Source organism: Streptomyces sp. NPDC007945, from assembly GCF_042958885.1.
Lineage (GTDB): Bacteria > Actinomycetota > Actinomycetes > Streptomycetales > Streptomycetaceae > Streptomyces.
The window spans coordinates 104812-126378 of the sequence record NZ_JBIBJV010000006.1 but is presented as its reverse complement, the minus strand read 5'-3'; the positions used below and the strand labels follow the sequence as shown (position 1 = coordinate 126378).

Annotated in this window: 11 protein-coding genes; 1 reads left to right on the top strand and 10 read right to left on the bottom strand. The window is 75.0% G+C overall.

Going from position 1 to position 21567, the window contains the following annotated elements; genetic code table 11:
- Window positions 1-2 precede the first annotated feature (2 nt).
- The 8 genes from ACFZCF_RS20225 to ACFZCF_RS20190 form a co-directional block, all read right to left on the bottom strand.
- The gene (locus ACFZCF_RS20225; protein WP_391287770.1) at window positions 3-3281 is read right to left on the bottom strand and encodes a condensation domain-containing protein; all 3279 of its coding nucleotides are present in this window, start codon (window positions 3279-3281) and stop codon (window positions 3-5) included.
- Complete coding sequence (locus tag ACFZCF_RS20220; protein WP_388445268.1) at window positions 3278-4543, bottom strand: MFS transporter; 1266 nt, start codon at window positions 4541-4543, stop codon at window positions 3278-3280. Before ACFZCF_RS20220 ends, ACFZCF_RS20225 begins: the two co-directional genes overlap by 4 nt.
- Complete coding sequence (locus ACFZCF_RS20215) at window positions 4540-8601, bottom strand: amino acid adenylation domain-containing protein (protein WP_391287767.1); 4062 nt, start codon at window positions 8599-8601, stop codon at window positions 4540-4542. The genes ACFZCF_RS20220 and ACFZCF_RS20215 overlap by 4 nt, the downstream gene beginning before the upstream one ends.
- On the bottom strand, window positions 8598-9914 hold the full coding sequence (locus ACFZCF_RS20210; RefSeq protein ID WP_391287765.1) for a MupA/Atu3671 family FMN-dependent luciferase-like monooxygenase: 1317 nt from the start codon (window positions 9912-9914) through the stop codon (window positions 8598-8600). Before ACFZCF_RS20210 ends, ACFZCF_RS20215 begins: the two co-directional genes overlap by 4 nt.
- A complete protein-coding gene (locus tag ACFZCF_RS20205; protein ID WP_391287763.1) occupies window positions 9907-14589 on the bottom strand; it encodes a beta-ketoacyl synthase N-terminal-like domain-containing protein in 4683 nt (1560 codons plus the stop codon). Before ACFZCF_RS20205 ends, ACFZCF_RS20210 begins: the two co-directional genes overlap by 8 nt.
- Window positions 14586-16430, bottom strand: coding sequence for an amino acid adenylation domain-containing protein (locus ACFZCF_RS20200; protein ID WP_391287761.1), 1845 nt, complete (start codon window positions 16428-16430; stop codon window positions 14586-14588). Before ACFZCF_RS20200 ends, ACFZCF_RS20205 begins: the two co-directional genes overlap by 4 nt.
- Complete coding sequence (locus ACFZCF_RS20195; RefSeq protein WP_391288234.1) at window positions 16420-18069, bottom strand: condensation domain-containing protein; 1650 nt, start codon at window positions 18067-18069, stop codon at window positions 16420-16422. The genes ACFZCF_RS20200 and ACFZCF_RS20195 overlap by 11 nt, the downstream gene beginning before the upstream one ends.
- 384 nt (window positions 18070-18453) lie before the next feature.
- Window positions 18454-18696, bottom strand: a complete 243-nt coding sequence (locus ACFZCF_RS20190; protein WP_391287759.1) for a hypothetical protein — start codon at window positions 18694-18696, stop codon at window positions 18454-18456.
- Window positions 18697-18897: 201 nt separating this feature from the next.
- Between ACFZCF_RS20190 and ACFZCF_RS20185 the strand changes: the two genes are divergently transcribed.
- Window positions 18898-19110 (top strand): MbtH family NRPS accessory protein, encoded by a 213-nt coding sequence (locus ACFZCF_RS20185; RefSeq protein ID WP_391287758.1) that lies wholly within the window; start codon window positions 18898-18900, stop codon window positions 19108-19110.
- Here ACFZCF_RS20185 and ACFZCF_RS20180 read toward each other — a convergent pair.
- Together ACFZCF_RS20180 and hydA are read right to left on the bottom strand one after the other, a co-directional pair.
- Complete coding sequence (locus tag ACFZCF_RS20180; RefSeq protein ID WP_388445249.1) at window positions 19091-20104, bottom strand: TIGR03842 family LLM class F420-dependent oxidoreductase; 1014 nt, start codon at window positions 20102-20104, stop codon at window positions 19091-19093. The genes ACFZCF_RS20185 and ACFZCF_RS20180 overlap by 20 nt on opposite strands.
- Window positions 20105-20150: 46 nt before the next feature.
- A complete protein-coding gene (gene hydA, locus ACFZCF_RS20175; protein ID WP_391287755.1) occupies window positions 20151-21554 on the bottom strand; it encodes a dihydropyrimidinase in 1404 nt (467 codons plus the stop codon).
- Window positions 21555-21567: the final 13 nt, after the last annotated feature.

Below are 21567 nucleotides of genomic sequence, written 5' to 3'. Positions count from 1 at the left end.
AGTCAGTTCGTGTGCCTGCGCGCCCGGCCGCGGGCGCGCAGCGCCTCCCGGCGGGCCCGCGCCCGGTCCCCCGCGCCGGTGCCGTTGCCGGATCCGGGGGTCGTGCCGGAGCCGGTGCCGGGGGCCGTGCCGGTGCCGTCCGCTCCCCCGTCCGCTTCCCCGGCCGGGCTGTCGGCCGGGACGCCGTCCGGGCCGTCGGGCGCGGCGAGGAAGGCGGCCATGGCCCGCACGGTGGAGTGCCGGAACAGGTCGACGACCCGGACCGGGCGCCCCACTCCGTCCTCCAGCCGTTCGCGGAGCCGGATCAGCAGGAGCGAGTTGCCGCCGGCGTCGAAGAAGTTGTCGCCGGTGCCGACGGTGCGCCCGAGGACGTGCCGCCAGGCCTCCGCGACGATCCGCTCGGTCTCGCTCGGCGGCCGCTCCTCCGCCGGCCGCGCCGCCGCCTCCGCGAGGGCCCGGGCGACGGCCGTGCGGTCCGGTGTGCCGGCGGGCAGCAGCGGGAGCCGCGGCAGGACCGCGAGCCGGTCGGGCTGGAGGGCGCCGGGGAGCCGTTCCCGCAGGTACGTGCGGAACGTCCGCTCGTCGGGGGCGGCGCCCGGCCGGGGGGACACCGCGGCCGCGAGCGTGCCGTCCCCGGCGGGGAACGCGACGGCCCGGGCCACGGCGGGGTGCGCGAGCAGTGCCGCCTCCAGGTCCTTCGGGGACACCCGGACGCCCCGGACGTGGATCCGGTCGGCGGCCCGCCCCTCGTACACGAGCCGCCCTTCGGCGTCGTGCCGCGCCAGGTCGCCGGTGGCGTACAGGCGCCCGCCGGGCACGCTGCCGAAGGGGTCGGGCCGGTAGCGCTCGGCGGTCCGCCGGGGGTCGCCGGCGTAGCCGCGGGTGACGGCCGGGCCGCCGATGTGCAGTTCGCCGGTCGCTCCGGGCGGGACCGGCGAGCCGTGCGGGTCGAGGACGTACGCGGTGCAGCCGGCGGGCACGCCGAGGGTGACGGGCTCGCCGGGGACGGCCGGGCCGCCGAGCGCGGGTCCTGCGGTCTCCGCCGCGGCGTAGGCGTGCAGGATCCGCCCGGCCCCGGCCCCGTGCGTCTCGCGCACGGCCTCGGGGACGAGGAGCGCGCCGCCGGTGAGCACGGTGCCGGACCGCTGCTCCCCCGGCGCCTCCGGGGTGGTGACGTGCAGCGTGGGGGTGCCGGAGCCGCCGAGGACGAGCCGGCCGCCCCCGGTGAGCGGGGCGAACAGTTCGAGCACGGAGGCGTACGAGCCGGGTGCGGCCGCCGGGGCCGTCACGGGCGGTGCGCCCTCGGGGAGCGACCGGTGGATCCAGCGGAGCCTGCCGACGAGGGTGCGGTGCTCGGCGACGACGGGCCGGGGCTCCCCCTCGGTGCCGGCGGTGTGCAGGATCCAGGCGGCGTGGTGCGCGGTCACGTCCGTACGGACCGGCGGGGTGGTGCCGTCGCCCGGCGCCGCGGCCCCGGCCGTCCGCTCGGCGTCCACCACCGTGAGGCGGTTGCGGTCGAAGAGCGACGCGGCCCGGCGGTCGGTGACGACGGTCCCGATGCCGAGGTCGTCGATCGTCGTGCGCAGCCGGTACGCGGGCAGCGCCGGATCGAGCGGGACGCAGACGCCGCCCGCCTTGAGGACGCCGAGGAGCGCCGCCACGAGCTGCGGCGTGGGGGTGGCGCAGACGCCGACGGGCGTCTCGGGCGTCACGCCGAGCTCCCGGAGGCGGTGCGCGAGGCCGGTGGCCGCGGTGTCGAGCTCGCGGTAGGTCCAGGGTCCGGCGGCCGTGTCGACGGCGACCGCGTCCGGGGTGCGGGCGGTCTGCTCCTCGACCAGGGCGTGCAGGCAGGTGGTGTCGGCGGGTTCGTCGCGGTCCGGGTTCCACTCCTCGACGAGGCGGTGGAGTTCGGCCCGGTCGGGGGCGCGGAGCGCCGTGACACGGGCGTCCGGGTCGGCGGCGACGCGGGTGAGGACGGTGCGCAGCCGGTCGAGGAGGCGGTCGGCGGTGGCGGCGTCGAAGAGGTCGGTGCGGTGGTCGACCAGGACGAGCAGGCCGGCGTCGGTTTCGAGGGTGTCGACGGCGAGGTCGGTCTTCATGGTGGGCAGCCGCAGTTCGGCCGTGGTGAGCCGGACGCCGGCCGCCTCGGCCGGGGTCGAGGCCCGCTGGTGGCTGAACATGACCTGGTAGAGCGGGTGGTGGCTGGGGTCGCGGGTGAGCCCGAGGGCGTCGATCACCTCGTCGAAGGGCAGGTCGGCGTGGTCGTGGGCGTCGAGGACGTCGCCGCGGACCCGGGCGAGGAGGTCGGTGAAGACGGGGTCGTCGGAGAGGTCGGCGCGCAGGACGACGGGCCGGGCGAGGTAGCCGACGACGCCGGCGCTGTCGCTGGTGTCGCGGCCGGAGACGGCCATGCCGGTGAGCACGTCGTGGCCGCCGTAGGTGCCGAGGGCGACGTCGAAGGCGGCCTTGAGGACCGTGAAGAGGGTGGACCGGCGGGTGCGCGCGAGGCGCCGGAGCGGCTCGACGACCTCGTGGGGGACGACGGTGGTGCGGCGGGCGCTCCGGTGGTCGCCGTGGACGGGCCGGGGTCGGTCGAGGGGCAGTTCGAGCACCTCGGGCGCGCCGGCGAGCCGCGCGGTCCAGTGGCGCAGGCGGTCCGGTCCGGTCCGCTCGTCGGCCTCCGTCCGCCGGGCGAGGAAGGCGGTGTACGGGACGGCGGGGGCGGGCAGCGGGGAGGGCAGTCCGCGGGCGAACGCCTCGTACAGTGCGGCGAGTTCGGCGGTGAGGATCTCCAGGGAGCTGCCGTCGAAGACGATGTGGTGCACGCCGACGAGCAGGCGGTGGGTCCGGTCGTCGATCCGGAGCAGCTCGGCCCGGATCAGGGGGCCGCCGTCGAGGTCGAAGGGGACGCGGGCGAAGGCCTCGGCCCGCGCGTCGGCGGTCTCCGTGCTGCCGGCGCAGTCGACGAGCGGCAGCGGGAGGGGCGCGGGGGCGGTGACCGTCTGGGCCGGTTCGCCGCCGTGGTGGGTGATCCGGACGCGGAGGGCCTCGTGGCGGCGCAGGAGTTCGTCCAGGGCGCGCCGGAGCGCCGCGGTGTCCAGCGGTCCTTCGGCGGTGACGGCGAAGGGGATGCTGAAGAAGGGGTCGCCGGGGCGCAGGTGGGCCAGGGCCCACAGGCGCCGCTGGGCCGGGGTGAGCGGCAGGACCGTCTCCGCGGGCCCGTCGGCGACCCGGTCCCCGGGCCGGTCCGGGGAGCGGTGGGCGAGCTGTTCCGTCGTCACGGGGACACCTTCGATCCGCTGCTGTCGGCCGCCGGGTCGCCGCTGTCCGGCGCGGCGGCGGGGCGGCGCGGGACGGCGAGGGCCGCGCCGGCGACGAGCAGCACCGCTCCGGAGGCGATGATCGACTCGGCGGTGCCGATGGCTCCGGCGAGCAGTCCGCCGGCGAGGACGCCGAGCACCGTGAAGTTGACCATGAGCGCGTTGGCGAGGCCGACGCCCCGGCCGCGCAGTTCCTCGGGCAGGTCGCGCAGGAGCGTGTGGGCGACCGGGACCTGGAAGAGTCCCGAGCCGAGGCCGGCCAGCAGGCACCAGGCCAGGACGGGGCCGAGGCCGATCCGGTCGTGGAGGGCTCCGGCGGGCGCGAGCAGGACGAGCGACAGGCCGAACAGCAGGATCGACACCACGAGCAGCCACCGGTCGGAGTGGCGGCGCACCAGGCCGGGTCCCACCAGGGCGCCGAGGATCGCGCCGCCGCCGAAGAGGGCGTGCGCGAAGCCGTACGGGAGGGCGTCCAGGCCGAAGACGTTGAGGAGCTGGGTGTTGAGGTTGGTGGTGAAGAGGCCGAGCACCAGCATCACGGGGACGAGGAACACGGCGAGGAAGCGGAGGCTGGGCACCTGGAGCACGCCGCGGACGCCGGTGCGCAGGGCCCGCCAGTACGGTTCGCGGTTCCCGGCGGCGCCGGGGGCGGGGACCTCGCGGAGGACGGCCATGCTGCCCAGCAGGACCGCGGAGACCGCGAAGGTCGCCGCGTCGAGGACGAAGATGGCGGTCACGTTCCCGAACGCGAGGAGCAGGCCGCCGAGCGCCGGTCCGACGAGGTTGATGGTGTGGTTGGTGGACTGGAAGAGGGCGACGGCGGTCGGGATGCTGTGGCCGCCGACGATCTTCGGGATGGCGGTGATGCGGGCGGTCTCGAAGAAGGCCTTGCCGACGCCGCTGAGGACGGTGAGCAGGATGAGCAGCCAGGCCGAGTCGCGCACGGCGATCATGGCGAGGGCGATGGCCACCCGGGCCAGGTCGGAGCCGACGAGCAGGCCCCGGGCGGGGAACCGGTCGGCGAGCGGGCCGACGAACGCGCCGAGGACCCCGGAGGGCAGCAGTTGGGCGATGACGACCAGCGACACGAAGAGCACGGGCCGGTCGGTTCCGGTGGCGACCACGTAGATCAGGGTGATCTTGGTGATGGCGTCGCCGAGGAAGGAGGCGACGACGGCGAGCCAGTACCGGAGGTAGGTGCCGTCCTTGAGGAGCTCGATCACGGCGCGATCACCTCGTTGACGACCTCGGCCACGGCCTCGACGTGCGGTGCGCGCATGACGGTGTAGTGGTTGCCGCGGACGGCTCGGACGTCGAGGTGCTCGCCGTGCAGGGCGTGCCAGGTGCTGGTGATGTCGTACTCCTCGTCGGCGGCGCGGACCAGGGTGACCCTGCCCCGCAGCGGTTCGGGCCGGTGGTTCCACAGCAGCCGCAGGTTGGCGACCCACAGGCCGAGGACGTCGGCGATCTGGTCGCGGCCGGCGTCCGGCGGCAGGTAGTCGGCGGCGCGGGCGATGCCGAGGAGGTAGTCGAGGTGCTCCTCGGGCGTCATGGCGCGCAGTTCGGCGGCGGTCTTGAGCCGGTCGCCGTAGTCCCACTGGAGGTTGGCGGCGACGGCCTCGACGATCTCCGCCCGGTCGGGTTCCTCGCCCTCGGGGACCTCGGCGGGGGCGTGGCTGTCGATCATGACGACGGAGACCTCGGCACCGGTGCGCTCCAGTTCGTGGGCGACGGCGTAGGCGTTGGAACCGCCGTAGCACCAGCCGACCAGCGCGTAGGGGCCTTCCGGCTGGTGGGCGCGGATCAGCTCGGCGTAGGCGGCGGCGCGTTCCCGGAAGGTGGCGAAGGGCAGCGTGCCGTCGACGGCGGGCGGGGAGGCGAGCGCGTACAGCGGGCGGTCGGGGCCGACGAGCCCGGCGAACGGCATGTAGCAGACGACCTCGCTGCCGGCCGGGTGGGCGAAGTAGACGGGGGTGCCGCTGCCGCCGGAGCCGAGCTCGACCAGGTGGACGCCGGTCTCCTCCCGGTAGCCCTCGCGGAGCATGCGGGCGAAGCGTTCCACGGTGGCGCCCTGGAAGATGGCGGCCATCGGCAGCTGCCGCCCGAACCGCCGCTCGATCTCGGCCATGAGGCGCAGCACGAGCAGGGAGTGTCCGCCGAGGTCGAAGAAGCGGTCGTGCAGGCCGATGGGGCGGACGCCGAGGACGTCCTCCCAGATGTGGGCGACCTCCAGCTCGACGGCGTCGCGGGGCGGTGCGTAGGCGGTGTCCTCGCGGTCGGCGGCGGGGGCGGGCAGGGCCCGCCGGTCGATCTTGCCGCTGGTGCCGAGCGGGAAGGCGTCGACGCGGACGAGCGCCGCGGGGACCATGTAGTCGGGGAGCCGGTCGCGGAGGTGGGTGCGCAGGTCCTCGGCGCGCAGGGCCTCGTCGGGGCTCTCCACGTAGCCGACGAGCCGCCGGTCGCCGGGGCGGTCCTCGCGGACCAGGACGGCCGCGCGGCGGACCGCGGGGTGCTCCTCCAGGCGGGCCTCGATCTCGCCGGTCTCGATGCGGAAGCCGCGGAGCTTGACCTGGCCGTCGCCGCGCCCGAGGAAGACGAGGGTGCCGTCCTCGCGGAGCCGGACCGTGTCGCCGGTGGCGTACATGCGGGCGCCGGGGCGGGGGGCGAAGGGGTCGGGGAGGAAGCGTTCGGCGGTGAGGGCGGGCCGGTGGCGGTAGCCGCGGGCGACGCCGTCGCCGCCGAGGTACAGGTGGCCGGGGACGCCGACGGGGACGGGGCGCAGCCGCTCGTCGAGGACGTACACCCGGGTGTTGTCGAGGGGGCGGCCGATGGAGACGGTGCCGGCGCCGGGCTCCAGGCGGTGCGCGGTGGACCAGACGGTCGTCTCGGTGGGCCCGTACACGTTCCAGGCGCGGCCGGTGGTGGAGGCGAGCCGTTCGGCCAGGGCGGGCGGGACGGCCTCGCCGCCGACGAGGGCCCGGAGGCGGACGTCGCCGGGCCAGCCGGCCTCGGTGAGCAGCTGCCAGGTGGCCGGGGTGGCCTGCATGACGGTGGTGCCGGTCTCGTCGAGCAGGGCGGCGAGCCTGCGGCCGTCCACCGCCTCGTCCTTGCGGACGACGTGCGCCCGGGCTCCGGTGACGAGCGGCCCCCACAGCTCCAGGCCCGCGATGTCGAAGGTGACCGGGGTGACGGCGGCGAGGACGTCACCGGGGCCGAGGCCGGTCTCGGCGGTCATGGCGAGGAGGAGGTTGACGAGGTTGCGGTGGGTGATCTCGACGCCCTTGGGGCGGCCGGTGGAGCCGGAGGTGTAGATGACGTAGGCGAGGCGGCCGTCGTCACCGGCCGGGGCCGGGGGCGCGGCCGGTGCGGCGGCGATCGCCGCGGCGTCGGTGTCGAGGGCGACGCGGCCGCCGGGGCAGCCGGCGAGCGCGTCGAGGTGGGCGGACCGGGTGACGACGAGCGCGGCGCCCGCGTCGGTGACGGTGTCGGCGAGCCGCCGCGGCGGGTGGCCGGGGTCCAGCGGCAGGTAGGCGCCTTCGGCCATGAGGACGCCGAGGAGGGCGACGACGAGGTCGGTCCCGCGTTCCAGGCAGACGCCGACGACCGTTCCGGCCGTGACGCCCCGGTGGCGCAGGTGGTGGGCGAGCCGGCCGGCGCGGCCGACGAGTTCGGCGTACGTGAGCCGCTCGTCGCCCGAGGAGACGGCGACGGCGCCGGGGTCGGCCTCGGCCCGGCGGCGGATCAGCTCCTCCAGGCGGAGGCCGGGTTCGCGGGCGGCCTCGGTGCGGTTCCACTCGACGAGGAGCCGCTCGGCGTCCTCCGGGCCGAGCAGCGACAGCTCGTGCACGCCTTGGCCGGGGTCGGCGGTCATCTGCTCCAGGATCCGGGTCACCTGGCGGCTCATCCGGGCCATGGTGTCCTCGGTGAACAGGTCGGAGTTGTACTCGAACAGGCCGACGAACCGGCCGTCCCCCAGCATGGGGTCGTCGAAGAACCCGAGGGTCACGTCGTCCTTGGCGGTCAGGTTGTCGAGCAGCAGCTCCTCGACCTCCACGCCGGCCATGGCGGTCTCCTCCTCGTGGTGGAAGTCCACGAGGATGAAGGAGGTCTGGTAGACGGGCGTGCGGCTGGGGTCGCGGGGGACGTCGAGCTCGTCGAGCAGGGTGCCGAACGGGATGTCGTGGTGGTCGAAGGCGCCCATCATGGTGGTCCGGGTGGCCTGGAGGAGTTCGGCGACCGTCATCTCCGGGCGCACCCGGGTGCGCAGCGGCAGCATGGTGAGGAAGTAGCCGACCATCGGCTCGGTCTCGGGCCGGCTGCGGGTGGAGGAGGTGGTGCCGACCACGATGTCCTCCTGTCCGGTGAGCCGGTGGAGGAGCAGCTGCCAGGCGGCGAGCAGCGCGATGTTGACCGTGACCTCCTCGCGCTTGGCGAGGTCGCGGACCGCCTGGGTGAGGGCGGTGGACAGGGTGAAGCGGTAGCGTGCGCCGTTGAAGGTCTGCAGCGGCGGCCGGGGCCGGTCGGTGGGCAGCTCCAGGACGAGTTCGGCGCCCTCCAACCGGTCGCGCCAGTACGGCAGGTGCTTGCGCCGCACCTCCTCGCGGAGCCACTCGGGCTGCCACTCCGCGTAGTCCGGGTAGTGCACCTCGACCGGGGGGAGGTCCGGTTCGCGGCCGGTGGCGAACGCCGAGTAGAGCGCGGTGAACTCGGCGTTGAAGATCCCCATCGACTGGCGGTCCCAGACCAGGTGGTCGACGGTGCCGACGAGGACGTGCTCGCGCTCGTCGAGGCGAAGCAGGTCGATCCGCAGCAGCGGCCCGTGGACGAGGTCGAAGGCGGTGCGCAGCTGCTCGGTGGCCCGGCGCAGGAGTTCGGCCTCGCGGTCCTCGGCCGGCACGGAGCGCAGGTCGTGGTGGCGGACGGTGACCTTCATGGTGTCGTGCACGACCTGGACGGGCGCGAGGCCGTCCTGCTCGAAGGTGGTGCGCATCGCCTCGTGGCGGGCGACGAAGGCGTCCACGGCCCGCTGGACGGCGTCCGTGTCGAGGGCGCCGCGCAGCCGGGAGGCGAAGTAGACGTTGTAGACGGGGTCCGTGGGGTCGAACTGGTGGATGAGCCAGATGCGTTCCTGGTCGACGGTGAGCGGGACGCGGTCCGCCCGACGCCGTCTCGGGATCCTGGTCAGGGTGTCGGGCGTCCGGGTGCGCTCGCGCAGGCGGCGGTCGAGCAGGGCGCGCTGCGCCGGGGTGAGCCCGGCGAGCCGGGCGGACAGGTCGGTCACGGGTGCTCCCCCTCCGGCGCGGGCCGGTAGCGGTCCTTGAGGACGGTGAGGTGGTCGAGGCCGGCGAGGACCCGGTCGGGGTCGAGGCCGAAGTCGACCAGGCAGGCGACCTCGTCGACGCCGATGTCCACCAGGTCCTCGATGAGGGACTCGCAGGTGTCGGGGGTGCCGAGCAGCGCGAGGCCGTCGAAGTAGCGTTCGAAGGTGGCGGCGAGCATGGCGTCCCGCTCGGCGTCGCTGAGCGTGGCGAACTCGCTGTCGAAGCTGTCCTGCTGGGCGAGGAAGGACTTCAGGTACGCGGTGAGCGGCGCCCGTACGACCTCCTTGGCCTCGTCGACGCGGGCCGCGAGGAACGTGTGGACCATCGCGGTCACGGTGCCGGCCGCCGGGTCGTGACCGGCCTCGGCGCGGGCCGCCCGGTAGGCGCCGATCTTGTCCTTGAGGTCGGCGGGGCGCTGGGCGACGAGCCCGGTCAGCACGTGGGCGCCGATCGCGCCGGCGCGGACGAAGGTCTCGACGCTGCCCTGCGCCGACACCCACATCGGCAGCCGGGGCTGGAGCGGCCGGGGCAGGGTGCGGACGGGCTGCGGGGTGCCGTCGGCGCGGGGCAGCGAGACGGTCTCGCCCGCCCAGAGCCGCTGGACGGTGTCGATGGCCTCGAACATCTCCTCCTTGCGCCGCTCGTGGCGCAGCGCGCCGTCGCCCGGTGCGAGGAGGAAGTCGTCCGGATGCCAGCCGGAGGCGGCGGAGACGGCGACCCGGCCGCCGCTCAGGTTGTCGACGACCGCCCACTCCTCGGCCACCCGGACCGGGTGGTGGAGCGGCAGCACCGCGCTGCCCGCGCGGATCTGCAGGCGTTCGGTGACCATGGCGAGCGCGGCGGCGAGCACGGAGGGGTTGGGGTAGAGCCCGCCGAAGTCGACGAAGTGGCGCTCGGGGACCCAGATCCCGGCGAAGCCGTGGGCGTCGGCGTAGCGGGCGCTGTCGAGGAGCAGCCGGTACTTGCCCGGCCCCTCGGCGCTGCCGTCCCCGGAGAAGAAGAAGAGGCTGAACTCCATGGTGCTGCCGGGCCGCCGGGTCCTGCGGGGCGCGGCCGCCGGGGTCCCGGCGGCGCGGGGCGTGGTGCCGAGCGCCTGCGGGGCCTTGGCGTTCCGGCGGCGCAGGGACTGTTCGAGGACGGCGCGCTGGCTCGGGGAGAGGGAGGAGAGCCGCGCCTTGAGCCGCTCGGCCGTCGCCTCGTCCGCGGGCGTGCCGGTGCGTACGGCCGGCTCCGGGGTGTCGCCGGTCCTGGCGGTGCCGGTGGCCTCAGGCATGGTCCCCCCTCAGGAACGCCTCGGCCTCGGCGGCGGAGAGGCCCTCCACTTCCCTCAGGAGCGCCTCGAACTCGTCGAGGCCGATCGCCTCCGCCTGGTGCTCCCGGATGGCCGCCGCGAGTCCGCCGACCGTCGGCGCCTCGAAGACGGCGCTCATCGGGAAGTCGCCGTGGGCGCGGCGCAGCCGGCCCACGATCTGGATGGCGAAGAGCGAGTTGCCGCCCAGGTCGTAGAAGTCGTCGTCGGGGCCGATGGGCGAGACGCCGAGCATGTCGCGCCACACACGGGCGACGGACTGGGCGAGTTCGTCGTCGGGCCACACGGTGGCGGGGTCCCAGTCGTCGTCGCCCGATGGGTCCCGGGAGGCGCCGAGGGAGGCGGTGAACGAGGAGGCGGTCAGGCCGACCTGGTCGGCGAGGATGTCCTGGAAGTCGACCGGGCAGACGACGACCTGGGGCAGTCCGCCGCCGAGCGCGGCCCGGGCGGCGGCGAGGCCGTCGCCGGCCGGGATGCCCTGCTCGCGCCGGATCCGCTCGTACAGGTCCCGCACCTCGGGCAGGCCGGCCATCTGCCGCTCGAACCAGTCGTCCCACTCCCACTGGGTGAAGTCGACGGTCACGGTGGGGCGGCCGGTGGCGGCGCGCGCGGGGGCGAAAGCGTCGAGGAAGGCGGCGGCCGCGGTGTTCTCGGCCTGGCCGAAGCCGCCGACGATCCCGGTGGTGGAGGAGCCGACGAGGAAGAAGGCCGGGTCGTCGGTGCGCAGCAGCGCGTCGAGCAGCAGGGTGGACCGCACCCGGGCGGCGAGGACGGCCGCGAAGTCGTCGCGGGTCTTCAGGGCGACGAGGCCGGAGCCGCGGGCGTCGGCGAGGTGCAGCACGCCCCGGACGGCGCCCAGGTGCTCCCGGGCCGCCGTGACGGTGCGGCGGGCGTCGTCCGGGTCGGCCAGGTCGGCGACGCGGTAGGCGAGGTCGCCGGGGTGGGCGGCGAGCAGCGCGGCGAGGCGGTCGACCCGGCCGCGTGTCCGCTCGTCGTCCCCGGCACGGCCGGCCCGCCACGCGTCCCAGGCGTCCCTGGCGGGGAAGTCCGGGTCGCCGACGAGCAGGAGCCGTGCGCCGGCCCCGGCGAGCTCCTCGGCGAAGGCGAGGCCCGCGTCGCCCGAGGCGCCGGTGAGCAGGTACCCGGCGCCCGGCTCCCAGGCGGCGGCCGGGGCCACCGCCTCCAGGGGGACGGGGGCGAAGGCCCGGCGCAGCCGGTGCGGGCCGCGGTGGGCGACGAGCGGCTCCCGCTGCGGGGAGGTCAGTTCGGTGAGCAGCCGCGCGGTGAGCCGGTCGCGGCCGCCGGTGTCGCCCGGCACAGTGACGTCGACGGAGCGGCAGTTCAGCCATCCGTACTCCTGGGGCAGGACGGTGACCGCCCCGTACAGGGTGGCCCGTTCCGGGTTCCGTACGGGTGTGCCGTGGGCGTCCTGGAGTTCGTCGGTGAGGACGTCGATGCGGACCGGCCGGTCCTCGCCCGTCTCTCCGAGGGCCTGGGCGAGCGTGACGAGGGTGTGGAAGCCGGCGTCGAGGGCGGTGGCGTGGCGGTCCGCCGCGTCGGCCTCGGTCCCCGCGTCCGCGCCGGGGCCGGCGGGCGCGTCGGTGACGCTCCAGGCGTGCACGATCCGGTCGGGCAGGCGTCCGTCCCGGCGCAGTTCGGCGACGATCCGGCCGAGGTGCCCGGGGTCCGCGGGGTCGGCCTCGAAGGCGTCCTCGGCAGGGCGGGCGTAGGCGGCGGCGCGCCGTACGGTGACGACGGTGTGCCCCCGGTCGCGGAGGCCGCCGGTGAGCGCGTCGGTGAGGCCCCGCCGGTCGGCGAGGACGAGCCAGGCGAGGGGCACGGTCGCGGGGTCCTGGCCGGCCGGCGCGGCCGGTGCGGGGTGCCAGACGGGGGCGTACGTCCAGCGGTCGACGCCCTTGCGGGCGGGGCCGGCGGCGGCCTCGGGCCGGGGCAGCAGGTGGGCGCGGCGCTCGAAGGGGTAGCCGGGCAGGGGGACGCGACGGCGCGGGGCGGCCCCGTGGAGGGCGCTCCACGTCACCGGGACGCCGTGGCGCCAGAGTTCGCCGAGGCCTTCCCGGACGGTACGGGCCTCGGCGGCCGGTTCCCCGGCGCGCGGGCGGCGCAGCAGCGTGACGGCCGGGCCGGTGCCGGGGTGCGCCCGGACCAGGCCGGTGAGCTGGCTGCCGGGGCCGACCTCGACGAGGACGGCGGGGCCGAGGTCGGCGAGGGCGGCGACGCCGTCGGAGAAGCGGACCGGGCGGCGGGTGTGGGCGACCCAGTAGTCGGGGTCGGTGGCCTGCTCGTCGGTGATCCACGTGCCGGTCACATTGGACAGGAAGGGGAGGGCGGGGCGGTTCAGGGTGACTTCGCGGAGCACCTCGGCGAGGCCGGGGAGCGCGGGTTCGACCAGGTCGGTGTGGAAGGCGTGCGAGGTCGTCAGGTCGCGGACGGAGACGCCCCGCTCCTCCAGGAGGCGGCGGGCCGCCTCGACCTCCTCGGGGGTGCCGGCGACGACGCAGGAGCCGGGCGCGTTGACGGCGGCGACGGCGGCGCGGCCGTCGAGGACCTTCTCCAGCTCGGCCTCGTCGAGGAGCACGGACAGCATCCGGCCCGGGGCCAGGTCCTGCATCAGGCGGGCCCGCCGGGCGACGACGCGCAGCGCGTCCTCCAGGGTGAACACGCCGGCCAGGGTGGCGGCGACGAGTTCGCCGAGGCTGTGGCCGGTCATGGCCGAGGGGGTGACGCCCCAGGACATCAGGAGCCGGGCGAGCGCGTAATCGAGGCTGAAGACGGTCGGCTGGGTGACGAGGGTCTGCCGGAGCCGCGCGCGGGACTCCTCGCCGTCGGCGGCGAAGGCGAGGTCCCGGATGTCCTGGCCGAGGTGGGGCAGCAGCAGCGTCGCGCAGCGGTCGAAGGCCTCGCGGAAGACCGGTTCGGTGCGGTGGAGTTCCGCGCCCATGCCGGGGAACTGGCTGCCCTGGCCGGGGAGGAGGAAGACGACGGCGGGCGGTGCGTCGTCGGGGCCGACGGGGGCCGTCCGCGCGGCCGGCCGTTCCAGGGCGGCCACCGCTGCGGCCCGGTCGGCGGCGACGACGGCGCGGCGGTGGGGGAAGGCGGTACGGCCCCGCTGAAGGGTGTGCGCCACGTCGGCGAGGGCGGCCCGGCCGACGGTGCCGGCGGGGGTGGCGGTGTCGGTGGTGAGCGCGCGGGCGAGGTCGGCGGCGGCGGCGTCCAGGGCCTCGGGCGAGCGCGCGGACAGCGGCAGGACCTGCCAGTCCTCGGGGGCGTCCTCGGGGGCGTCCTCCCGGCGACCGGTGGCCGGCGCCGCTTCGAGGACGACGTGGGCGTTGGTGCCGCCGATGCCGAAGGCGCTGACGCCGGCGCGTGGCGGATGGTCGCGCGCGGGCCACGGCACTCCCTCGGCGTCGACGCGGAACGGGGTCCGGTCCAGGCCGAGTTCGGGGTGGGGGGTGCGGAAGTGCGCGGTCGGCGGGATGAAGCGGTGTTCCAGGGCGAGGGCGGCCTTGACGAGGCCGGTGACGCCGGCGGCCGCGTCGAGGTGGCCGACGTTGGACTTGACGGAGCCGAGGTGGACCGATCCGGGCGGGAGGCCGGGGCCGAACGCCTCGGTGAGCGCCTGGACCTCGATGGGGTCGCCGAGCGGGGTGGCGGTGCCGTGGGCCTCGACGTAGTCGATGGTGGCGGGCTCGACCCCGGCGACCGCGAGGGCCTCGCCGACGACCTCGGCCTGGCCGCGCGCGGAGGGCGCGGTGAAGCCGATCTTCTCGGAGCCGTCGTTGTTGACGGCGGTGCCGCGGATGACGGCGTGGATGTGGTCGCCGTCGGCGACCGCGCCCTCCAGGCGCTTGAGGACCACGACGGCGACGCCGTCGCCCGAGACGGTGCCGGTGGCGTCGGCGTCGAAGGGCCGGCAGTGGCCGTCCGCGGCGAGGATGGCGCCCTCCTCGTACGGGTAGCCGGCGGGCTCCAGGGCGCGCACGGCGACGCCGCCCGCCAGGGCGGTGTCGGACTCACGGGTGAGCAGGGACTGCACGGCGAGGTGGACGGCGACCAGCGAGGAGGAGCAGGCGCTCTGCACGGTGAGGCTGGGTCCGGTCAGCCCGAGCTTGTGGGAGACGCGCAGGGCGAGCATGCCGGGGTCGTTGCCGATGGCCCGCTGCAGCGCGTCGGAGACCCGGTCGGAGCCGCCGCGGCCGGGGGCGACCCGCTCCAGGAGGTAGGTGCTACCGGAGGTTCCGGCGAAGACGCCGACGCGTCCGGGGACGGCGTCGGGGGCGTAGCCGGCCCGTTCGAGGGCGTGCCAGGCGGTCTCCAGGAGCAGGCGGTGCTGCGGGTCCATGAGTTCGGCCTCGGCGGCGGTGACGCCGAAGAAGGCGGCGTCGAAGCGGTCGAAGCCGTCGAGGGGGAAGCCGGACCTCACGTAGGCGGGGTCGGCGAGGAGCCGCTCGGGGACACCGGCGGCGGCGAGTTCCTCGTCGGTGTAGGTGGTGCCGCCCTCGCGTCCGTCGACGACCAGGCGCCACAGCTCGTCGACGTCGGCGGCGCCGGGAAAGCGTCCGCTCATCCCGATGACGGCGACGGACTGCTCGGGCAGCGGCGGATCCGTTTCGGTGGTCATGCGTCGTTCTCCCCGTGCTCGGTGGGGGCGGCGGTGGCCGTGGTGTCGAGCGCCCCGGCGAACTCCCGGAGGGTCGGGGCGTCGAAGATCAGGCGCAGGGTCGCGGGGAGGCCGAGGCGTTCCCGGGTGAGGGCCACGGCCTGGGTGGCGAGCATGGAGTGCCCGCCGAGTTCGAAGAAGTCGTCGTCGAGGCCGACCCGGTCGACGGAGAGCACCTCGGCCCAGATGTCGGCGAGGGCCTTCTCGGCGGGGGTGGCGGGGGCCGCGAAGTCCGCGTCGAGGTCGGGGCGGACGGCCTCGGGGGCGGGCAGGGCGCGCCGGTCGACCTTGCCGTTGACGGTGAGCGGCAGCCGGTCGAGGGCCACGTACACGTTGGGCAGCATGTACGGGGGCAGGGTGCGCCGCAGGTGGTCGCGGAGCTCGGACGGGCCGGCCGGCGCGCCGGCGGCGGGCACCCAGTAGGCCACCAGGCGGGGGTCGCCCGCGGTGTCCCGGTCGACGGCGGCGACGGCCTCGCGGACGGCGGGGTGCCGGGCGAGGGCGGTCTCGATCTCGCCGAGTTCGACGCGGTGGCCCCGGATCTTGACCTGGTGGTCGAGGCGGCCCAGGTAGGCGTGGTCGCCGTCGCGGGTGCGCCGGGCGCTGTCGCCCGAGCGGTAGCGGCGGGCCCCGGGGACCGTGGCGTCGGGGTCGGGCAGGAAGCGCTCGGCGGTGAGGGCGGGCCGGCCGAGGTAGCCGCGGGCGACGCCCGCGCCGCCGACGTACAGCTCGCCCGGCTCGCCGTCGGGGACCGGTTCGCCGCGCTCGTCGAGGACCCGCAGCGTCCAGCCGTCGAGGGCGGCGCCGATCATGCTGGCCGTGGTGGCGACGTCGGCGGCGGTCATCCGGCGGTAGGTGGAGTGCACGGTGGTCTCGGTGATCCCGTACATGTTCACCAGGAGCGGCGCGCCATCGCCGTGGCGTGCGGTCCAGGGGCCCAGCATGGCCGGGGGCAGCGCCTCGCCGGCGAAGACGACGAGGCGGAGGCCGAGCGCGGGGGCGGCCGGGTGTTCCTCCTCGTACCGGACGAGTTGCCGGAAGGCGGCGGGCGTCTGGTTGAGGACGGTGACGCGCTCGCGGTGCAGCAGCGCGTGGAACTCCTCGGGGGCGCGGCGCACGTCGTCGGGGACGACGACCAGCCGGCCGCCGTGGAGCAGCGCTCCCCACATCTCCCAGACGGAGACGTCGAAGGCGGCGGAGGCGAAGAGGGTCCACACGTCGTCCGGGCCGAAGCCGAACCGTTCGCGGGTGCCGTCCAGCAGGGCGAGCACCTGGCGGTGCTCGACCATGACGCCCTTGGGGGTGCCGGTCGAGCCGCTGGTGTAGATGACGTACGCGAGGTTCGCGGGGCCGGTGCCGGGGTCGGCGGGCGGGGTGTCCGGGTGGTCGGTGAGGTCGGTGCCGCCGGGGCCGGTGACGACGGTGTGCCGGGCGCCGAGGTCGCGGTCGGCGGTGTCGGTGAGGAGGACGTCCGCTCCGGCGTCGGCGAGGGTGCGGGCGAGGCGCTCGTCGGGGGCGGAGGGGTCGAGCGGCACGTAGGCGCCGCCGGCCTTGACCACCGCGAGGAGGGCGGTGATCAGGTGCGCGGTCCGCTCCAGGCGGACGGCGACGCGGGCTTCGGGGCCGACGCCGAGGGCCCGGAGGTGGTGGGCGAGCCGGTTGGCCTCCCGGTCGAGGGCGCGGTAGGTGAGCCGGTCGGCGCCGGCGGTGACGGCGACGGCGTCGCCGCGTGCGGCGGCCTGCCGCGCGAAGCGGGCGTGCAGGGTGCCCGGCTCGTCGGTGGCGCGTCCGTCAGAGGTCACGGTGGGGGCTCCTCTCGGTGCCGGGCGCGCCGGGCCGGACCGTCGGCAGGTCCGCCAGGGGCCTGTCGGGGGAAGCGATCGCTTCGTGCAGCGTCCGCTCGTAGGCGGCGAGCAGGGCGGCCGGGGTGTCCGGCGCGAACAGGTCGGTGTCGTACTCGAGGGTGAGGGCGAGCCGGTCGCCGCGTTCCTCGACGTAGAGGCTGAGGTCGTACTTGGCGGTGTCCTCGGGGCCGGTGAGGTCCACGACGCAGGAGTCGAGGCCGGGGAAGCGGGGGTTCTCCCGCTCCCTCAGGAAGCTGAACATGATGCGGAAGACCGGCAGGAGGTCGCGGGTGCGGCGGTTCACCAGGGCCTCGACGAGCTTGTCGAAGGGCAGGTCCTGGTGGGCGGAGGCGTCGAGCACCGCGGTGCGGACGGCGGCGGCGAGCGCGCGGAAGGAGGCGGCGCCGTCGAGCCGGACGCGGACCGGCACCATGTTGATCAGGCAGCCGACGAGGTGTTCCAGCTCGGGCCGGGTGCGCCCGGCGACGGGGGTGCCGACGGTGATGTCCCGCGCGCCGGACCAGCCGCCGAGCAGCGCGTCGAAGCCGGCGAGCGCCGCCATGTAGGGGGTGACGCGTTCGCTCCGGCAGAAGTCGCGTAAGCGGCCGACGAGTTCGGGTCCGAGTTCATGGCGGGCGACCGCGCCGCGGAAGCCGCGCGTGGCGGGGCGGGGCCGGTCGGTGGGGACGGCGAGGGCCTGCGGGTCGTCGCCGAGGACGGCGCGCCAGTGGCCGACGAGGTCGTCGAGGACCGGGCCGTCCAGTCGGGCCCGCTGCCAGGCCGCGAAGTCGGCGTACTGGAGGCCGGGTTCGGGTGGCGTCGGCGTCCGCCCGGTGGCCGCTCCGTACAGGGCGCCGAGTTCCCGGTGGAGGATCTCCAGTGACCAGCCGTCGACGGCGATGTGATGGAAAGTCAGGACGAGCCGGTGCTCCCGGTCGGCGACCCGCAGCAGTCGGGCGCGGAGCGGCGGGGCGGCGGCCAGGTCGAACACCCACCGGGCCTCCTCGTCCGCGAGCCGCCCGGCCTCGGCGGCGGGCTCGGGGTGCCCGGAGACGTCGGTGTACGGCAGGGGTACGAGCGCCGGGGGCGCCACCACCTGGTACGGGCGGCCTCCGGGGGCGGCGTAGGTGGTGCGGAGCACCTCGTGCCGGGCCACCAGCGCGTCGAGCGCGGCACCGAGCGCGGTCCGGTCGAGCGGGCCGTTCAGGTGGAGCACGGTCGGGACGTTGTAGAGGGTGGTTCCGGGGTCGAGCTGCTGCATGAACCAGAGGCGCTGCTGGCCGAAGGAGAGCACCGGCCGTTCGTCGCGGGAGCCGGGGCGGGGGCCGGTGACGGCGGGTTCCGCGCCGGGGGACGGGCCGTTCCCGGGGGCCTCCATGGCGGCGCGGACGAGCGCGCCCATCGCCTCCAGGGTGTCCGCGCCGAGGAGGTCCTCGGCCGGGACGCGGACGCCGAGCTCCTCGTCGACGCGGTCGGAGAGCCGGGCGGCGGTGTCCGCGGCTCCGCCGAGCCGGGCGAAGCGGGATCGCGGTGCCACGGCGGTGACGCCGAGCAGCTCGGACCAGTACCGGGCGATCTCTTCCTCGACGAATCCCATGGTGCTCACGCCCCGGGCGCGCCCGGGCGCCGACGCGGCCGTGCCGCTCCCGTGGAACCGTTCCCCGCACGGACATCGCAGTGCGCCCCGGTGGCGCGGAAAAGGCCGCTCAACGAATTCCCCCATAAGCCGGCACCGAACAAGATCGATTCGCCGGGAACGGCGTTCGAAGGGAACGCGCGAAGTCCGGCCACCACGATCTTGGTCTCGGCCGCAGTCTTGTTCAGACGACCGGCGTGACGCAAGGGGGAATTCGCCGACGTCCGCCGGTCCACCACCGGTAATTCACACGGAGAAGGAGGGATCAGACATCCGGCGCATACCCGGTGGAAAGCGCTTGACTTCCCGTGTTCCGGCAGGATGAAACATGTGGCCGAAAATCTGTCAGATCGCTTCCGATTCCACCGAGGCGATCCCGAGAATGCCCTGCATATGCTCCAGGAAATACAGGGGGTGGGCGACGAGAGGGAAGCGTCCGCCCTCGACGACGCGGACCTCCGCCCGGGCGGTGGCGCGTTCGCGCCACACCTCCACTGTGATCCGCGTCACTCCGAGGGTCGCGGTCGGGTGGGATCGTCGAGCCCACACGATCAGACGCTCGGGGGACCGTCCGGTGTCGCGCACCATCCGGCGGGCGACTTCCGGACGCGGACGGAATATCCGGATCCACGGATTCCGTCCGTCGCGGTACTCCCCCTGTGCGCCCTTTCCCTCGTTCCGCGGGACCGGCGTCCTGCCCCATCCGCATTTCCGGGAGAGGTTGACGCGGCGCCGCCGTTTCGATCACCGTAGGGCGCAGTCGGAGTTCATCGAGGATGAAGGCACAGCATGGATGACACGATCTACCGGGTGGTCCTGAATCACGAGGAGCAGTATTCGATCTGGCCGGAGGACCGGGAGATCCCGCCGGGCTGGACGGACGGCGGAAAGACGGGCACCAAGGCGGAATGCCTCGACCACATCGCCGAGGTCTGGACCGACATGCGCCCGCGCAGCGTGCGGGACGCAGCCGCCGCCCGAGTCAACGCAGGGCGGGAATGATCTCGCTGCCGTAGGCGTCGATGGTGCCCTCGCGGTGGTCGTGCATCGCGTAGACGGCGAACTGGTCGACCCCGAGTTCCGCCAGCCGGCGCAGCTTCTCGACGTGGGCCTCGGCTGGGCCGAGGAGACAGAAGCGGTCGACGATCTCGTCGGGGACGAACGCGGTGTCGGGGTTGTCGGCGCGCCCGTGGTGGGAGTAGTCGTAGCCCTGCCGGTCCTTGATGTACGCGGTGAGCGCCTCCGGCACCATCGAGGAGTGCTCGCCGTACTTGGCGACGAGGTCGGCGACGTGGTTGCCGACCATGCCGCCGAACCAGCGGCACTGGTCCCGGGCGTGGGCGAGGGCCTCGGGCGAGTCGTCGGCGGTCACGTAGGCGGGAGCGGCGACGCAGATCGTGAGGGCGTCGGGGTCGCGACCGGCGTCGGTGGCGGCCTGCCGGACGGCCTTGACCATCCACTCGGTCAGGAAGGGGTCGGCGAGCTGGAGGATGAAGCCGTCGGCCTTCTGCCCGGCGAGGGCGAGGGCCTTGGGGCCGTACGCCGCCATCCACACCGGCAGCCTGCCGTTCTTCACCCACGGGATGCGGATCGCGTTGCCGTCGACCCGCGCCTCCCTGCCCTCCGCCAGGTCGCGGATGACCTCGATGGCCTCGCCCAGGCGGGCGAGGGTGTTCGGCCTGCGTCCGGCGACGCGCATGGCGGAGTCGCCCCGGCCGATGCCGCACACGGTCCGGTTGCCGAACATGTCGTTCAGGGTGGCGAAGGTGGAGGCGGTGACCTCCCACGTACGGGTACCCGGGTTGGTGACCATCGGGCCGACGTGGAGCTTGGTGGTGTGTTCGAGGATCTGGCTGTAGATGACGAACGGCTCCTGCCAGAGCACGGCGGAGTCGAAGGTCCAGCCGTAGCGGAAGCCGTTGCGCTCCGCCCGGCGCATCAGGCCGACGACCTGCGAGGCGGGCGGGTCGGTCTGCAGGACGAGTCCGAAGTCCACTTCGGGGCCTCCAAGTTCGAGTCGGTGCGACGGGACCCCGGGCCGCTCAGCCCAGGTACTGGCAGAGGCCGCGCGGCACGAAGACCCCGTGCCCCGCGCGCCCCACGTACTTCCGCCGGTCGAGGACGACCTCGCCCCGCGAGAGGACGGTCTCGACCCGACCGGTCACCGTCTTCCCCTCGTACGCCGAGTAGTCGACGTTCATGTGGTGCGTCTCGGCCGACAGCACCTGGGTGGCGTGCGGGTCGTAGAGGACGATGTCCGCGTCCGCGCCGGGGGCGATGGTGCCCTTCTGCGGGTAGATGCCGAACATCCTCGCCGGCGCGGCGCAGGCGATCTCGATCCAGCGGCGGCGGGTGATGTGCCCGTCGACGACGGCCTGGTGGAGGAGGTCCATGCGGTTCTCCACGCCCGGCAGGCCGTTGGGGATCTTCGAGAAGTCCCCTCGCCCCAGCTCCTTCTGCCCGGTGAAGCAGAACGGGCAGTGGTCCGTCGACACCACCTGGAGGTCGTTCGTCCGCAGTCCCCGCCACAGCGCCGCCTGGTGCTCCTTCGGCCGCAGCGGGGTCGAGCACACGTACTTGGCGCCCTCGAAGTCCGGCTCCGCCAGGTTGTCCGTGGACAGGAACAGGTACTGCGGGCAGGTCTCGCCGAAGACCGGAAGCCCCATGTCCCGGGCCGCCGCCAGCTCGGCCACCGCCTCCCGCGCCGACACGTGCACGACGTACAGCGGGGAGCCCGCGACCCGGGCGAGCTGGATCGCGCGGTGGGTGGCCTCCGCCTCCAGGAGCGCCTTGCGGACCTCCCCGTGGTAGCGGGGATCAGTCTCGCCCCGGGCCAGCGCCTGCTCCACGAGGACGTCGATCGCGATGCCGTTCTCCGCGTGCATCATGATCAGCCCGCCGGTCTCGGCGGCCACCTGCATCGCCCGCAGGATCTGACCGTCGTCCGAGTAGAAGACGCCCGGATACGCCATGAACAGCTTGAAGGAGGGAACGCCGTGCTCGACGAGCTTCGGCATCTCCTTGAGCGTCGACTCGTTCACGTCCGACATGATCATGTGGAAGGCGTAGTCGATCGCGCAGTTCCCGTTCGCCTTCTCCATCCACGCGTTCAGGCCGGCCTGCAGCGACTCGCCCTGCGCCTGCACCGCGAAGTCGACGATCGTCGTCGTCCCGCCCCACGCCGCGGCCCGCGTCCCCGTCTCGAACGTGTCCGACGCGGACGTGCCGCCGAAGGGGAGCTCCATGTGCGTGTGCGCGTCGACACCGCCCGGGATGACGTAGAGGCCGGTGGCGTCGAGGACGCGGTCGGCGGTCAGCCCGGCCGCCGCCTCGGAGCCGTGGGCGGCGAGCAGGGCGACGCGGCCGTCCTCGACGAGGACGTCGGCGTGGAGTTCGTCGGAGGCGGTGACGACGAGGCCGCCCCGGATCAGGGTTCGGGTGCTCATGGGAGTGCTCCCC

Bases quoted from the DNA above. Each gene is read 5' to 3' on its own strand.
- ACFZCF_RS20210 (WP_391287765.1), bottom strand. From the start codon at position 9,914: ATGCCTGAGGCCACCGGCACCGCCAGGACCGGCGACACCCCGGAGCCG.
- ACFZCF_RS20205 (WP_391287763.1), bottom strand. From the start codon at position 14,589: ATGACCACCGAAACGGATCCGCCGCTGCCCGAGCAGTCCGTCGCCGTC.
- ACFZCF_RS20195 (WP_391288234.1), bottom strand. From the start codon at position 18,069: ATGGGATTCGTCGAGGAAGAGATCGCCCGGTACTGGTCCGAGCTGCTC.
- ACFZCF_RS20190 (WP_391287759.1), bottom strand. From the start codon at position 18,696: ATGGTGCGCGACACCGGACGGTCCCCCGAGCGTCTGATCGTGTGGGCT.
- ACFZCF_RS20185 (WP_391287758.1), top strand. From the start codon at position 18,898: ATGGATGACACGATCTACCGGGTGGTCCTGAATCACGAGGAGCAGTAT.
- hydA (WP_391287755.1), bottom strand. From the start codon at position 21,554: ATGAGCACCCGAACCCTGATCCGGGGCGGCCTCGTCGTCACCGCCTCC.